13 protein-coding genes are annotated in these 15513 nt (G+C 41.8%); 10 read left to right on the top strand and 3 right to left on the bottom strand.

Going from position 1 to position 15513, the window contains the following annotated elements; all coding sequences use genetic code 11:
- Positions 1-35 precede the first annotated feature (35 nt).
- The 6 genes from KHS79_RS25205 (at position 36) to KHS79_RS25180 (ending at position 3466) form a co-directional block, all read left to right on the top strand.
- Entirely contained in the window at positions 36-551 is a 516-nt protein-coding gene (locus tag KHS79_RS25205; protein WP_212722936.1) for a P-loop NTPase family protein, read from the top strand.
- A gap of 63 nt (positions 552-614) precedes the next feature.
- Positions 615-914 (top strand): hypothetical protein, encoded by a 300-nt coding sequence (locus KHS79_RS25200; protein WP_212722935.1) that lies wholly within the window; start codon positions 615-617, stop codon positions 912-914.
- Between the two features lie 180 nt (positions 915-1094).
- The gene (locus tag KHS79_RS25195; RefSeq protein WP_212722934.1) at positions 1095-1487 is read left to right on the top strand and encodes a hypothetical protein; all 393 of its coding nucleotides are present in this window, start codon (positions 1095-1097) and stop codon (positions 1485-1487) included.
- Positions 1488-1558: 71 nt separating this feature from the next.
- Entirely contained in the window at positions 1559-1858 is a 300-nt protein-coding gene (locus KHS79_RS25190) for a hypothetical protein (protein WP_212722933.1), read from the top strand.
- 96 nt (positions 1859-1954) lie between these two features.
- The gene (locus tag KHS79_RS25185; protein WP_212722932.1) at positions 1955-2353 is read left to right on the top strand and encodes a class I SAM-dependent methyltransferase; all 399 of its coding nucleotides are present in this window, start codon (positions 1955-1957) and stop codon (positions 2351-2353) included.
- Positions 2354-2779: 426 nt separating this feature from the next.
- Positions 2780-3466 (top strand): tetratricopeptide repeat protein, encoded by a 687-nt coding sequence (locus KHS79_RS25180; protein ID WP_233468588.1) that lies wholly within the window; start codon positions 2780-2782, stop codon positions 3464-3466.
- Positions 3467-3865: 399 nt separating this feature from the next.
- Here the strand turns inward: KHS79_RS25180 and KHS79_RS25175 are convergent, their stop codons facing one another.
- A complete protein-coding gene (locus tag KHS79_RS25175; RefSeq protein WP_212722930.1) occupies positions 3866-4534 on the bottom strand; it encodes a hypothetical protein in 669 nt (222 codons plus the stop codon).
- A gap of 270 nt (positions 4535-4804) precedes the next feature.
- Here KHS79_RS25175 and KHS79_RS25170 point away from each other — a divergent pair, with 270 nt between their 5' ends.
- Entirely contained in the window at positions 4805-10762 is a 5958-nt protein-coding gene (locus KHS79_RS25170) for an FG-GAP-like repeat-containing protein (RefSeq protein WP_212722929.1), read from the top strand.
- Between the two features lie 2 nt (positions 10763-10764).
- On the top strand, positions 10765-11196 hold the full coding sequence (locus tag KHS79_RS25165) for a DUF4265 domain-containing protein (protein WP_212722928.1): 432 nt from the start codon (positions 10765-10767) through the stop codon (positions 11194-11196).
- Here the strand turns inward: KHS79_RS25165 and KHS79_RS25160 are convergent.
- Positions 11191-11823: a HEAT repeat domain-containing protein gene (locus KHS79_RS25160; RefSeq protein ID WP_212722927.1), complete on the bottom strand. Its 633-nt coding sequence runs from the start codon at positions 11821-11823 to the stop codon at positions 11191-11193. The genes KHS79_RS25165 and KHS79_RS25160 overlap by 6 nt on opposite strands.
- A gap of 508 nt (positions 11824-12331) precedes the next feature.
- Between KHS79_RS25160 and KHS79_RS25155 the strand changes: the two genes are divergently transcribed.
- On the top strand, positions 12332-13702 hold the full coding sequence (locus KHS79_RS25155) for a Fic family protein (protein ID WP_212722926.1): 1371 nt from the start codon (positions 12332-12334) through the stop codon (positions 13700-13702).
- A 72-nt stretch (positions 13703-13774) separates the two neighbouring features.
- On the opposite strand, the gene KHS79_RS25150 is transcribed toward KHS79_RS25155, so the two are convergent.
- Positions 13775-14131, bottom strand: a complete 357-nt coding sequence (locus tag KHS79_RS25150) for a hypothetical protein (protein ID WP_212722925.1) — start codon at positions 14129-14131, stop codon at positions 13775-13777.
- Between the two features lie 281 nt (positions 14132-14412).
- Between KHS79_RS25150 and KHS79_RS25145 the strand changes: the two genes are divergently transcribed.
- Positions 14413-15513, top strand: a 1101-nt coding sequence (locus KHS79_RS25145) for a SpvB/TcaC N-terminal domain-containing protein (protein ID WP_267910818.1), incomplete at its 3' end; no start/stop codon positions are given.

Here is a 15513-nt window from a genome sequence, read left to right as displayed (position 1 = left end):
TGGTCTTCGTTAATAGTTAATACCAACTAAATAAAATGGAACGAATTGTAGTTTTAGGAAATGGTGGCTCTGGTAAGTCCTTCTTATCAGAAGAAATTGTCAAAGCAAATGGGAATAAACTAATTTCTCTAGATGATTTATTCTGGGAGCCAGATGGATTCAATACCAAAAGGTCAAAAGAAATAGTTAAAAGTGATATTGAGCTCCTTAAAGTAAAGAGTAATTGGGTTGTTGAAGGTGTCTTTGGTGCATTGGCAGAAGCATTTATGCCCTATTCAGATTTTGTAATTTTTTTAGATATACCATGGGAGGTTTGTAAAGCAAGCATGCTATCTAGAGCTAGGCAAGGCCAAACTGATGAATCATTAAATAGGTTGATAGACTGGTGTGCTGAGTACTACACACGAGACAGCAAGAACTCTCACTCATTCCACTATGCGCTTTACGAATACTTTAGCGGAAATAAATTGAGACTTGAAAGTCGTACTCAAGTGAATGAATGGCTAGAAAACATTAATCAGGCAAGAAGCCACCCCACTAGATACCACTAACTATAAGGCCTACAATGGGGTTTGGTTTGCGTCATGGTTACGTTTATTAATAGTTAGGTGCACATGGATTCAGACTTAGTTGCTTCAGTTGAATTTGAATTGTTTCCCGCATCCATTAATGGAAAAACGAGAGGATACTGGTCTGGAGTTCGGCCAAATCATTTCATCGAAGAATTAGGGTGTTCTGTTATTGGCTCTGTCGATTTTGAAGGTGGAAGTGTCGATATCGGTGAAACGAAGAAAGCAGTGATTTCATATATTTATTGGGAGCCCTTTGAGAAAGTTCTTAAGCCGGGATTGGAATACGAAGTTCAAGAGGGATCAAAAGTTGTTGGTAGAGTTAGAGTGCTTGAAGTTGGTTAATGCACCTAACAAAACAAATGAACACGGACACAGCCTCGTTGGCTTTCGCTTTGCGAATTTTAGCCAACAAGTCTGCGCCTTTTATTTGAGACGTTAAGTGTCATCGGTAAATTTATGTTAAGTACCATCTACGACGAAAACTGTAGTAACTGCAAGAGGAATTTAAAGTGTCATCTTTGTATGGAGCCTTTGTGCGAAGTGTGTGCAGTTCAAGTGGATGGCGAGCAATGTTGTAGGTCCTGTTCGGCTTCGATAAGAAATGATGAACGCTTGGTTTCCTATTTTGTCGAATGGCATCGCACAGCCACTCTTGGTGATATTGCATTAACTAAATCTCCTGAATTGGTACAACAAAAATACAAAAAGGGAAACACATTCTCAGTGGTAGAATTTGAGAGTGATAATATTATCGGTTCGGTTACGTTTCGCTCGGATGCTCAGTGCGATGCTGAGGCAGTTGTTGTAAGCTCTGAGCAAGCATTATTTATTGAGTATCGTATATTGATAAACGAGAAAGAAATTGATGAGTTCCTAACATCAGCATATGCCAGTGTTCAGGGGGCAAACACTTAACAATCACAGGCAATGGGCGCGAAAAAGTCCGCGCCAATGCTTTAAGCGTTATGTTTTCTAAGAGTGTGGATATGGAAGAAAAACTGTATGAATATGGAAGCGATTGGGAAGTGATTCGCGTAGTAATTGAGCGAAAGGGTCTTGATAAAGTGCTCTCATTCGCCCTCAAATTCGAAAAAGGGAATGTTACCGAAGAACTAGAATTTCTTGGACCAAAGAACATTGAAAGTATCCCCGAATTAATCGATATGGAACATATTGTCGTTTCAAGAGAAAAAGATAGTCAAAAAGAGTACGGTACAATAAAAGTGGAGTTTTTCGGCGAGTGCTGGCAGGAAGTGTGGTGTGATTCAGTCAATAAAGTCGGTTAAACATAACAAAGCAAACCAATTTGCTACGGCCAAAGGCCTCCGCAGGGTTCGCCTTTGTTTACTCCGTTATGCGTAAATTATCCTGAGAAGCCTTTTATGAATGGATTTCAATTGATAGGAAAAGATAGCTTTGATCAGCTGTCGAAGTCCTTGAAGGAATCTGAACCTTATATAGAGGCAGATGGTATATGCATCGATATAAAGTGTTCAACTGCCGACATAACATTCATCTATCTAGAACAACACATAGTTTCAAAAGAAGAAGCCTTGTCGCTACTTAGTAATGTAATTGCTCTAGATGAGATGGTTGCTATGTTAAAGACCAATATCGATAGATTTAAGGAGCACGGAACAGAATACCATATCTCATACGTGGAGATTGAAAGTGCTAGTAAAATCGCTTTGTATTACTGTGGTGTTTCCGTTAATGAACAATGGGGAGTTGAGTTTCAAAAGAGTAAATCGGGTCAATGGGTATATAAAGGATACTGCTAAATTATTGCACTTTCGCATAATCGGGTAAGAGCTGGTATATCCTCAACTCTCCCCACACCAACCTGCATGCGGGACCGCAGAGAGCTGTTCATTTAACTTATCCGTTAGGATAATGAATTTTGATCCATCCGTCCTTGAGCGATAATTACCTGTAAAGAAAACGGTGGTTTTATTTACAGTTTATTTTTGTTATTAACCTTTCGGATAGTGCGGCCTTTCTCACGCCAGCCGTTATGCACTTGTGTTAATATTAGCGATCACTTAACAAAAGGATGTGCTATGACGGTTTTTGCTTTTGGGCTGGCTCTATGTTCTACAAATGCAGTATTAGCATCTATTAAGTAGAGAGTATGTCGAAACTAGACAGATAAATAGAACATTTTTTGTATTTTGATTTTTTAATATTTATGTGGAAGCTTGTTTGTGATGCTAAAGATAAATAAAAAAATGACTATATTTGTAACGTCTATAGCTATAGTTTTATTGTGCTATTTTGTTTTTAGAGGCTCTGTTGTAATGCTAGCAGCCGATTTTTATGATTCCGGGGGGCGTGATAAAACGGTTTCCTTGCGTTTGTATAATGTTGCTGCAGATTGGGGGTACCCATTTGCACAGTTTAAAGCAGGCACAATGTATTTATCAGGAAGGGTAGAAAGGGCTGGTGAGGTAAATAGGGAAAAAGGATTTCAATTAATCAAAGCTGCTGCAGAACAAGGGTTTGTAGAAGCTGAGTCTGAAATAGCCTACTTGTACGAGAAAAAAGGCAACAATAAGGAAGCTTGCAAATGGTATAAAAGCTCAGCAGAAAAAGACTATATATTCTCTTACTTAAAAACTGCGCGATGCTATCGTCAGGGAAAAGCATTTAAGAAAGATATTCAAGAGGCTTTAAAATGGTATAAAAAGGATGTTGATAATAATGTTCATGTAGGAACTAAATATGAATATGGGCTGGCGATTCTTGAGGGTAATCCAACTGAAAATGATTTAAAAAAGGCAAACACACTTATTCAGGAAGCAATGGATGAAGGGTTAAATTTAAGCCAATATGAAATTGGAGAGTTAAACAAAAAAGGATTAAATCTAAAAACAAGTGATACAACTTCAAACTGATGCAATTAGGAATGCCTGGATGGCAAGCTGTTGAGAATAGACTATCTCGTTGAGTTAGCACGCGAAGCCCCGTCCTTACTGGACGGAAAGGATGTCAGAAGCGTTTTTTAGCAGCTTTATAGACCTTGCTATGTTCTTGACGGCCAACTGCTATCACTAGAACAACCACCTTATCATCCATAAATCCTGTATCAAATGGCCCACAGACTTATGACAGATCAGAGCCACCTATCCACACAACCAGTGGACAGCTTTGTGGATGATTGGTAAAGGCCCATAAGTGTTGGGCTGTATCTGAATTGTACAAAAAATAGCCGATACGCAGGGTTATCGGCTATTTTGGTGGAGTGAGTATTCCAGAACTTGTCTGGTTAGACATTAATCAATAGGAGATTATGTCTAAAATATCTTTAACTTCAATTTCTTGCTTACAGTAGTTGGGTGCCATGTTTTGAACAAACCTCTTCTTTTTTGCCCTGGTTCTGAATAAACAACATTAACTCCCACATTACCAATAGCATATAACCAATTAGCAAATACTACTTTTGTATTCGTTTTTTGAGCATGAACTTCTGTCACTCCTGTGTGGGGTTCACTTAGTCTGCCAATTGATATATGGATACAAGAATGGGGTGTCCTATTAAGAATTGCTTGTTGAAAACCGTATATATTAATTGGAATACCGTACTCTACAATTAAACAGCCAAAGAGCTTAACAAAAAACAAGTGAACATTTAGCATCTGTTCTTTCGTTTTACCTGGAAATACCTTATCAAGACGGAGAACATTGTTCGATGGATAGTTTGTTTTCCTGAGGTGAGTTGACAAAGCTGCCCATGATTTATCGTAGTCTGATGTTCTCGCATTGTTACATTCAGCACACAGCAATGCCTTAGATTTGATATCATTTGACTTTTTTATGCTGTTAATCTTTTTTCTTGTTCTATCTTCATAATGTAAATATAAAGGTTGCTTTTGAGTGACTTTGCCGAATTCAGACTTTAAATCCGAAGCTTTTATAAGATGCTCACCAGTTTTAGCTTCATTCTCGCAAATCCAACAGAGCATCGAACTCTCCTCAAAAAAACTAATAAATAATAACTGTCTCTCTAGCTCAATACTTAAAACAACTTTAAGCTTCAACTATCCAATAGGGTATGTAGAGTTATCCATTACTACAAACGCTGCTTAACAAGCCACAACTACCGTACAACTAACTTTACTTCTTAATTTATTTTAGCCATAAATGATCCAACGCACTTGAATGTGAGCGGCTACTCATTATAATGCGCAAACTTTGCTCAATTATACCGATATTGCCGTCACAAGAAGTACATAATGAATCGTTTACACATCACGCTTGCCTGCCTAATTCTATCTATTTTTCAGGTCTTTCTTTCCCCTTTTGTAATAGCCAATACAACAGATGCTGTTGGTACCCTTTCTGGTGCTTTTTCAGTCGGCACGGATGGTGCGGCTAATTACCGTATTCCGTTGGAGTTGCCGCCAGGTGTTAATGGGTTAAAACCAAATTTAGCCTTGGAATATGATAGCCAGAAAAAGGGTGGCTTAGTGGGTACAGGCTGGCGTTTAACGGGTTTTCCTGCGATTAACCGTTGTCCAACCACGTTAGAACAAGACGGCTTTATTGATGGCGTTGATTTTGATGATAATGATAAATATTGTCTGAATGGCCAGCGTTTAGTCGCGATTAATGGTGATTATGGTAAGAATGGGACTGAATATCGTACTGAACACGACAGTTATAAAAAAATTATTTCCTATGGTGCGGTAGGTTCTGCGCCCGCGTATTTTAAAGTCTGGTATAAAAATGGCGAAATGGCCGAGTTTGGTCATACCGATGATGCCCAGGTAGAGGCACAGGGTAAATCTGACATTGTGCATTGGGCCATTAATAAAATTGAAGATCGTTTTGGTAATACGATTAATTTTCAGTACGCTGAAAATAATGATATTGGTGAGCATTATCCGACTTCAGTTAGTTATGCGAATGTCATCGTTAATTTTATTTATACTGATAATAATTACACCACCACACGCTTTTTACAGGGCAGTCGTTTTACCCGTACGCGTCATTTAACCAAAATTGAAATGACGGTGGCCAATAAAAAACAATTTTATGCATTACGCTACAGCCGCAGTACCAATGATCGTCGCCACTGGATGAAAGGTATTCGCTTCTGTCACAGTGAACAAACCTGTTTACCCGAAACGACATTCGATTGGGACCATGCAGAGACCACGGTTTCTAACTATAAAAATGTACCGCTCGAAACGCCTGGTATTGAAAATGATCAATCTGCGTATTCCTGGTTAGTCGGTGATGTCAATGGTGATGGTAAAGCGGATTTAATTGCTCAGCGACTGACAGCAAGTGGCAATGTGGTCAATGTGCGCATGGCTGATAACTCAGGATTAACACGGCCACATCTGTGGTATCAGGATAGTCAAAACTGGGCGAATCATCATCGATTAGCTCAAGACATGAATGGTGATGGGCTAACGGATCTGGTGTCCTATCAATTATCCAGCTCAGGTAATTTTGTGTATGTCCAGCTATCGACGGGTAATGGCTTTGCAGCGCCTAAAAAATGGACCCACATAACCACTAACTGGGATGGCTATAAAGCATTACTAGCGGACGTCAATGGGGATGGTCGCAGTGATATCGTTTATTACGCGCTCACGTCCGGCTTAATGGATATTGAAGTACAGCTGTCAGAAGGCGATCACTTTGCCCCTGCACAAAAGTGGGTGGTAAATACCCAGAATTGGAATGAACATCAGTTGTTTGCCGCAGATGTTAACGGTGATGGTTTGCAGGACTTGGTTGTTAGCTACATAGGTAAAGCAGGCAACCAGTTATACGTCATTAAATCCGATAACCCGACAAAAGTTGTTGAACACTGGCAGCAAAGTACTGAAGGCTGGAATGAAGGCACCCATCACATTGCAGATATGAATGGTGATGGGAATGATGATGTGGTGTCCAGTTATTTGGGCCGCTCTGGCAATCTGGTGTATGTGTCACTTTCAACGGGGACCGGCTTTTTGCCAATGCAAAAGTGGTTCGATTTGCGCAATGACTGGACAGACCATACACGCCGTATTGCTGATCTGAATGGTGATGGGCGACAAGACCTGGTAGCGGATTACTTTGGTGACAATGGACACCATACCTATATTCAGTTATCACAAGGTGATGGCTTAAGAGAATTGACGAAGTGGAATACGCTGTACACCAATTGGCAACAGTGGTTTCGCTTACTGGGTGATTTGAATGGTGACGGTCAAGTTGATTTAGCCGCTGGTCGTCTCAGTAGTCAAGGTCACTTCACCCACTACCAGTACGTGACGGGTTCTGTCGCACGCCAAATCACCCAAATTACGGATGGGTTAGGTCATACTACCCAAATAAATTATACCCCCCTCACCCACAATACAACGTTCACCAAGAGCACTGGCAGCCAATACCCCGTCAAAGATGTACAACCTACGGTGCATGTCGTCAGCGAAGTCAAACAAGCCAATGGAATCGGTGGCGAGTTAACCACTCAGTATCACTATAAAGGCTTAAAACGACACCTGCGGGGTTTAGGGGCCTTAGGTTTTGCTGAAATTACCAGCACGCAAGTTGAGACGGGCATTAAAACCACCGACCAGTATTTACAGGATGTGGCCAACCGTAAAATCGGTTTACTGAGTCATTCACAAACCTGGTCTGCAACAGGTGTTTTATTAAAAGACGCCCAACAGACCTGGCAGGTGAATACCCTGGATGATGGGGACATTAAACGTTTTCAAACGCATTTAGTGTCACGCGAAACCCAACAAAAATCACTGCAAGATGAATGGCTATCCACGCTAACGGAAACCTTCAGTTATGACGACTGGGGAAATAACACAGAAGCCAAACAAATTATTAAAGATGCGTTAGGCCAGCAACAAAGCACCACCGTTAACACCTACCAAAACAATGAAAGTAACTGGCTCATCGGTTTAGCGACACAAACGCAAGCCACCAATGTGGGGGTATCGGGTGACAGCCAAACACGCACCACGCAGTTTAGTTATGATGCCACGACTGGTGCATTAACCCAGCGTATTCAGGAACCAGGTCAAGGTGATTATGTCCTGACAACGGAGTTTAAATACGACAGCTTTGGTAATTTAATCGAAGAGCAAACTCAAGGTGCCAAGGTTGCTGCACGCAAACAGACGTATGGCTATGATGCTGATGGCCGGTTTTTAACCTCAACCACCAATGCTTTAGGTCATAAGGCGCAACAAACCAGCGATGCCTTCTGGGGTGTGCCGCTAACGACCACTGATGCCAATGGCTTGGTCATGCAATACCGTTACGATGCCTTTGGTCGTCTGACGAGCCAAACGGCACCGGATAATACTAATACTTCCATCACGCGGGGCTGGTGTAATGCAGAGACAGAATGTCCTTCAGGTGCCGTGTATTGGGTGAAAACCCAAGCCCAGGGCAGTGCCCCCACCACGGTTTATGTGGATCAGCTCGAACGGACCATTCGCACCGAAACCCTGGCCTTAACCGGAGAAACACAATACCAGGACACGGTGTATAACGCGCTGGGTCAGGTGGAGAAAACCTCGTTACCTTACTTTAAAGGTGATGAGGTGTTCTGGAGCACGTACGAATATGATCCCTTATTACGGATCGTCAAAACCACTCAACCTGATGGCATCACCAGTGAGGTGGCTTATCAAGGTTTAAATAAAGTCCTGACCAACGCCAAAGGCCAGACCAAAACCGAACACTATAACGGGGCCGGTCAACTGGTGAAGGTGATTGATGCGTTAGGCAGTACGCTAAGCTACACCTACGACAGTTTTGGTAATCTGACGCAAACCTCGGATCCAGACAGTAATATCGTCGAACTGAAGTATGATGTGTTGGGCCGTAAGATTACGATGAATGATCCTGATAAAGGTGCATGGTCTTATGAATATGATGCGTTGGGTCGGCTGATTCGTCAGCAGGATGCCAAAGGTCAAGTCACGAAGCTCAGCTATGACAAACTCGATCGCTTAATCAAACAAACGGAAAATGCCCAAGCCAGTTCTAAACTACTCTGGCGTGTTTCTGAGTGGCAATATGACCAACAGCGTAAAGGGCTGTTGGATCAGGTCACGGTTGATGGCATTAGCCAACAGTATCAGTATGATAACTTGGGGCGCTTAACCGCAGAAACCCAAACCCTGTTTGGCGAAAGCTTTACCCTGAGTTACAGCTATGACCAATACAGCCGTCCTCTACAAACGACCTTTCCAACGGGTTTAACGGCGAAGCAAACGTACAACGAGCGCGGCTACTTAACCTCAATTACCGATGGTAAGGCCAGCAATGCCACCACCTATTGGCAAGCGCAAGCGGTGGATGCGTTAGGCAATATTACCCAACAACAGTACGGTAACGGTGCGACCACGCTACGGGTGTTTGATGCCAAAACCGGTCGTTTGCAAGACAGCGGCGCCTATATCGGCAGTACCACGCAAATTGAAGACCTGCATTTTGCCTACGATGAATTAGGCAACCTCACTCAGCGTGAAGATAAACGACAGAAGATCCAAGAAACGTTTGCCTATGATCAACTCAACCGCTTAACCGACGTCACCGCGCAACTCAGTGGTAACACTATAACCACCAGCGTGCAGTACGATGCGTTGGGCAATATTACCCATAAATCCGATGTCGGTGATTACAGCTATGCAGGCAAATGCGGCAGCCAACAAGCCGGTCCCCATGCGTTAACCAAAACCACGGGCAGCCAAAACGCGACCTATTGTTATGATGCCAATGGCAATATGACCAGTGGTAATGGCCGTACCGTGCGTTACACTGCCTTTGATAAGCCTGATCAGATTATCAAAGGTGACTACCAAATCGACCTGGTGTATGGTCCTGATCAAAAACGCGTACGTCGGATTGATCAAGGTCCCACTGGCACCAGCACGACCTACTACCAATCCGGTGTTTATGAAAAGGTGGTGAGTGATACCGGCAAAATACAGCACAAGCATTACATTGCTGACGTCGCCATTATCACTAAAACCGAAAATGCCGGCACCGAAGATGGCACAAAAACCAATTATTTCCACCGCGATCACTTAGACTCACTCACCGCCATTACCGATCAAAATGGCCAAGTGGTTGAACGGTTTAGTTATGATCCTTGGGGTAAACGTCGTCAGACGGATTGGCAAGCCGCGATTGATTTTACGCAAATCACCAGTACCATTACTAAGCGCGGCTTCACCAACCACGAGCATTTGGATGGTGTGGGCCTGATCCACATGAACGGGCGGGTGTATGATCCTAACGTCGGGAGATTCCTGAGCGCAGACCCATTTGTTCAGTTTGTGGGTGATTTACAGAGTTATAATCGTTATAGCTATATCCTGAATAATCCCCTTAACGGAATAGATCCTTCAGGGTTTACCATCATAAGTGAAAAAAGCTCAGATCCATCATTTGATAGCTATTTTAATGGTGGCTCGCCAAGTGAAATATTATCAGGTGGAAAAAGTGGCGGATATACACCAGAGGGTGGATCTCAGTCAGGTAGTGGCTTCAGCGATCATGATAGTCACAATACGTTTGATGAACGCATGGGGGTTAACTTTGATAATATCCTTGATCCTCCTGATCAAGTGCAAAATGATGTTAACTTCCATACTGATCAAGTTGCAGGGTGGGATGGTTACGAATATTTTTACGGCAAAAGACACGCTATTCATAGATTAGGGACAAGACAGCCAACTGAGAAGCTAGCCAAGGATTGGAATGTCGATCCAGAAACGGTTGAAAATGTAAATTTAGTTTTGGATATTGCAGGCATATTAGCTGCTGCATGGAGAACAAATATACCTAAAGCATTCGACGCTGTTTTTGATGTTTTTTGGAAAAAGAAAGGTGGTCTACCTAAAGATGTAGGCAAAAAAACAACAAAGCCTCAGAGGAAACCAGGCTCTGCGGGAATAGAGAGAACAGGTAAAAACTTTACCCCAAAAACTAAAAAGGAAATTGATGCTGAAAATGCTGCTCAAAATGGAGGTGTAAATCGCTGTGTAAACTGCGATATTGAAGTTACACCAGCTAAGAGACATCAGCGAGGTGTAACTCCTCCATCTAACGAGAGGCACAGAGATCACATTATTCCTAAATCTAAAGGTGGTGATGGCACTCTCGAAAATGGTCAAATTCTTTGTCGCTCATGCAACCTAGATAAAAGGGATAAACTGTAAAAATGAGTAGCCACGTAAAGCTGTTTATTGAATATTTTATTGGAGATTCAAAAGAAACTGAAACAGAGTCCATATGGGCTTTACCTGTAAAGAAAGGCTATAAGCTTGATAATATTCCTTTCTATGTAAAAGGTGTTTCAATTGGTGATGTTGTAAGTGCTGAAGAGGTCGACGGTTATTTGTATATGAAGGAGTTATTAGAGACTTCTGGCCACAGCACTATTCGGCTTTGGTTTTCTAGTGAGCAAGATGTTCAATCCACTAGAGATACACTAAAGTCTATGGGGTGTAGTTCAGAGGTTAGTGACCAGCCTAGACTTGTTTCTGTAGATATCCCGCCAGCAGTCTCTTATCAGGAAATTCGAGCCTATCTTGATGAAGGAGAGGCTCAAGGTAAATGGGACTATGAGGAGGCCTGTTTAGGCTTTCTATAAAATTGACCACTTTACATATTTTTTCTTTAAAGCAGCTTCAGCTGCTTTTTTTATTTGTTGGTTTTTTGAGCTTACTTGCCTTTGCAAAAATGGAACTGTTCTTATGTTTTTATGCCAACCAGCGGATGCAGAAACAATCCAAGCTTTACTGTTTTCTGGCGTGCTGCTACTATCTGCATAATTAAGTAGCATATTTATATCATCTTCCTCTGGGATAATTTTTAGCATAGCAACAGCTCTTAAGACACCATCTGATAATAGTGGTTGATAGTTTTTACTTGTCACATACTCAATGGCTTTATGGATGCTGTTTTCTGATAAGTAGGTAAGCCTTGTTATAGCATCTCCAAGTGCTAGATAAACCATAGTTGCCTCAAACTCTCGTTCTGTGAGTTCAAGCATAAAGCCTAAGCTTTCAATATAACCTGACTCTCCTAAAGCCATTATCATTTGATACTGCGTTTCCCAAGTCCGCTTATCTTTTAGCTCACTTTTTAATGCGGCTAGTAATGCAGTCCCAGAATCTTTTGACTTTAATTTCCTTAGCTTTTTGGCTGCTGATTTACGTTTAGCTGATGATTTATTACTTAACTGCTCAACAAGAGTTTCAATATCTGAATAAGCCATCTAGTTACTAGCCTCAACAAAAAGATACCCTGAATTCGATTTAGGTCAGAATACCAAAAACCAGAACAGCAGCAACCCCAACCCAAAAAGCTGTTTTTTTTATTTTAAACTTCTAACGCAACCTCATGCGCCTTGCTCACTTGTACGGCTTCTGCTGGTGGTTGCTCCTCTAGATACTCAAGTGCCAGTCGCTTCTCCTGATTGGTGCTCATGCACTGGGCCAGGGTGGCTAAGCGTGTCTGTTCCTTGTGGTTTTTTTACATCTCGAAATAAATTTTAAAAGACACAAGCTGTATATCAGGAACTGTTGATGTATTTGCTCGTGCCCTTAGTGCGCCTACTCCACCGCAGAATACCCAACCCCCTCGAAAAAACTTCCGATAATCTATGTTATCGGCCATTTTTTTGGCCGATATATACCTATTTTGGCCGACAACTGGCCGTTATATTGGTTTTATGCTTTAATGTTGGCCGATAACTTAAAATTTTGGCCGATATCCAGACAACCATGCAGAAAGATGAATTACTAGAACACCTAAAGCAGTTTACTCAACCGGTGGCACTTAGGGACATCAAGAAGGGCTTAGACCTACCTGAGCGCACGCTAAGGCGTTACTTAGCCCAACTGGTTGATGAAGGTAAAATCCAAGCTGAAGGTAAACTTAAGGGACGTCGCTATTGTTATATTTCTCAATCAACATCTAGCTCTGAGCAGCAACCTGCAATTGAGATTGGTCCCAGTAACCTGGTGTACTCGAGCATCAGTCAACAGCTTATGGCTCAAATTCGGCAGCCTTTGTTTCAACGTCAACCATGTACATATCAAGCACAATGGATAGATGCCTACACACCCAATGAAACTTACTACCTGACTGAAAATGAACGAGACCTGTTACATAATACGGGTAGCCGTTTAAGCCAAGAGTTACCTGCAGGCACATATGCTCGTAAGATATTTAATAGGCTACTGATTGATTTGTCTTACCACTCATCACGTTTAGAAGGTAATACATACTCTTTAGTCGATACACAAAAGCTGCTTTTAGAGGGAACGGCTGCAGAAGGTAAGATGGATGTTGATAAAGTGATGATCTTAAACCACAAAGATGCCATACAGTTTCTTGTGGATGGGATTAATCGTTTACAGATTAGTATGGAAAATATCCAAACATTACACTATTTGCTTGCAGATGGGTTGGTAGCACCTGGTGCTGCAGGTCATATACGACAAGATGCAGTCAGAGTTTCATCGACAACCTATATGCCAATGGAAGGCCAACAACGCCTTACCGCTCAGCTCGAAAAGCTGATTGGGAAAGCGGCTTCAATTGATGATCCCTTTGAGCAAAGTTTTTTCTTGCTGGTCCATATTAGCTACTTACAAGCCTTTATTGATGTTAATAAACGAACAGCACGGCTTAGCGCGAATATCCCTTTAGTTAGGCATAATCTAGTGCCACTGTCATTTACAGATATTGATAAAGATGACTATGCAACAGCCGTCATTGTGACTTATGAACGCAATGAAATCAGGCCCCTGGCTGAACTTTATGTTTATTCCTATTTACGAAGTTGTACACAGTACTCTGTTGTAACAGAAGCAATGGGGATCGACACAATGCGTGTTCTTTACCGTGAAACTCGCAGGCGATTGATTAGTCAGGTTGTGAGCTCCAAACTTGTTGGCTCACAACTTAAGCGGTGCATTGAACAGTTCACACAAGAAGAAATTCCTATTGAGCATCAAGCCAAATTTATGGCAGATGTCGTATTTGATTTAAATAATTTACAGCCATTTAGCATTAGTGGCATGGGTATTTCTCAACGGGAGTTGGAGGAATGGAAGGTGTTATACCTAGAAAAAGGAGCAGGGTTTTAGATTTATAATATATAGCCGATACGCAGGGTTATCGGCTATTTTGGTGGAGTTAATATTCAAGAAAATGGCTGATTAGGTATCAGCATTTATCCCTAACCCCGCTATTTGTGTAGTTATTACCCATCTTTCACTAGGCGTTTCTTGGCCGTAAAGGGTATTATGATTAGGTTCAAAATTAGCAAGCTCTTGTTGTAGGAACGTTGAAATTTGTCCAAAACATTGTTCTTGCTTAGCCTGCGACTCGTTGGGTAAATCTTCTAAGAGCTCTTGAGATATTTCGAGAATAATTGTTTTGGATCTTTGATTAGGCCTTCCTGGATCATTGTTTAACGTCCAATCAATCAAAAGTGAGTTATTTCTTTCCTTTATTTCTGCATTAGAGGGAAATACTGATTTCACGATTTCAAAGATGATTTCTTGTGCATTCACAGCACTTTCTCCTTGTGTGCTTTTGAATCTATTAACGAGCATAACCTTGAGCCCAAAGATCATGGTATGCCTTACAGATCCAATTATTCAGCAGGGTAAGTTGAGTTAACCATTACTGCAAACATTACTCATTAACAAACCACAACTAGCGTACAACTAACCTCGCTTTTTACTTTATTTTAGCAATAAATGATCCATCGCACTTGAACGTGAGCAGATACTCACTATAATGCGCAAACTTTGCTCAATTATACTGATACTGTCGTCACAAGAAGTACATAATGAATCGTTTTCACATCACGCTTGCCTGCCTGATTCTATCTATTTTTCAGGTTTTTCTTTCCCCTGTTGCGCTAGCCAATACGACAAAAGCCGTCGGTACCCTGCCTGGTGCTTTTTCCGTCGGTGGCGATGGTACGGCCAATTACCGTGTCCCGCTCGAATTACCGCCAGGGATTAATGGCTTAACCCCTTCATTAGCGCTGGAATACGGCAGCCGTAAAGGTAATGGTTTAGTCGGCATGGGCTGGCGTTTAACGGGTTTTCCAGCCATTAATCGATGCGCGACGACCTTAGCCCAAGATGGTTTTATTGATGGCGTTGATTTTGATGAGAATGATAAATTTTGTTTTAAAGGCCAACGCTTAGTCGCGATTAATGGTAATTATGGTGCTAATGGTACTGAATACCGCACTGAACAAGAAAATGATTTAAAAATTATTTCTTATGGCACGGCTGGAAATGGGCCCGCGTATTTTAAAATCTGGTATAAAAACGGCATGATCGAAACCTTTGGTGAAACGGATGATGCGCGTTTTGAAGCACAAGGTACGTCGGAGGTTATCGGTTGGTCAATTAATAAAACGGAAGATCGTTTAGGTAATTTAATTCATTATTTTTATACGGAAAATCATGACGACGGTGAGCATTTTCCACAAAAAATAACGTATGCCAATACCACCCTGAATTTTAATTATGACGAGAATGGGTATAGCGTTACCAGTTATTTAAATGGCAGTCGTATTATTCGACGTCGACATTTAACAACGATTGCCATACAAGCAGGTTCAACCACCCAACATTATCAATTACGTTATGATCACAGTGTCAATGATCGTCAACATTGGTTAAAAGGCCTCACCCGTTGTACGGCAGAGAAGGTCTGTTTACCCGAAACCCAGTTTAACTGGGAACATGCCGAAGCCAAAGTTACCCCATACCGTAATATTTCGTTAGCCACCCCTGGCTTGGAGCGTGATCAGTCTCAATACCGTTGGTTAACGGGGGATGTCAATGGTGATGGGGCTACGGATTTAATTGCGGCCCGCTTAACCAAAACCGGGAATGTCGCCACCGTGCGTTTAGGGGTGCCAGGTGATCCC

The sequence above is a fragment of the Zooshikella ganghwensis genome, assembly GCF_018263875.1.
In the GTDB taxonomy this organism is placed as follows: domain Bacteria; phylum Pseudomonadota; class Gammaproteobacteria; order Pseudomonadales; family Zooshikellaceae; genus Zooshikella; species Zooshikella ganghwensis.
This window is presented reverse-complemented; position numbering and strand designations above follow the sequence as displayed.

Bases quoted from the DNA above. Each gene is read 5' to 3' on its own strand.
- KHS79_RS25205 (WP_212722936.1), top strand. From the start codon at position 36: ATGGAACGAATTGTAGTTTTAGGAAATGGTGGCTCTGGTAAGTCCTTC.
- KHS79_RS25165 (WP_212722928.1), top strand. From the start codon at position 10,765: ATGAGTAGCCACGTAAAGCTGTTTATTGAATATTTTATTGGAGATTCA.
- KHS79_RS25170 (WP_212722929.1), top strand. From the start codon at position 4,805: ATGAATCGTTTACACATCACGCTTGCCTGCCTAATTCTATCTATTTTT.
- KHS79_RS25180 (WP_233468588.1), top strand. From the start codon at position 2,780: ATGCTAAAGATAAATAAAAAAATGACTATATTTGTAACGTCTATAGCT.
- KHS79_RS25200 (WP_212722935.1), top strand. From the start codon at position 615: ATGGATTCAGACTTAGTTGCTTCAGTTGAATTTGAATTGTTTCCCGCA.
- KHS79_RS25190 (WP_212722933.1), top strand. From the start codon at position 1,559: ATGGAAGAAAAACTGTATGAATATGGAAGCGATTGGGAAGTGATTCGC.
- KHS79_RS25155 (WP_212722926.1), top strand. From the start codon at position 12,332: ATGCAGAAAGATGAATTACTAGAACACCTAAAGCAGTTTACTCAACCG.
- KHS79_RS25175 (WP_212722930.1), bottom strand. From the start codon at position 4,534: ATGCTCTGTTGGATTTGCGAGAATGAAGCTAAAACTGGTGAGCATCTT.
- KHS79_RS25185 (WP_212722932.1), top strand. From the start codon at position 1,955: ATGAATGGATTTCAATTGATAGGAAAAGATAGCTTTGATCAGCTGTCG.
- KHS79_RS25195 (WP_212722934.1), top strand. From the start codon at position 1,095: ATGGAGCCTTTGTGCGAAGTGTGTGCAGTTCAAGTGGATGGCGAGCAA.
- KHS79_RS25160 (WP_212722927.1), bottom strand. From the start codon at position 11,823: ATGGCTTATTCAGATATTGAAACTCTTGTTGAGCAGTTAAGTAATAAA.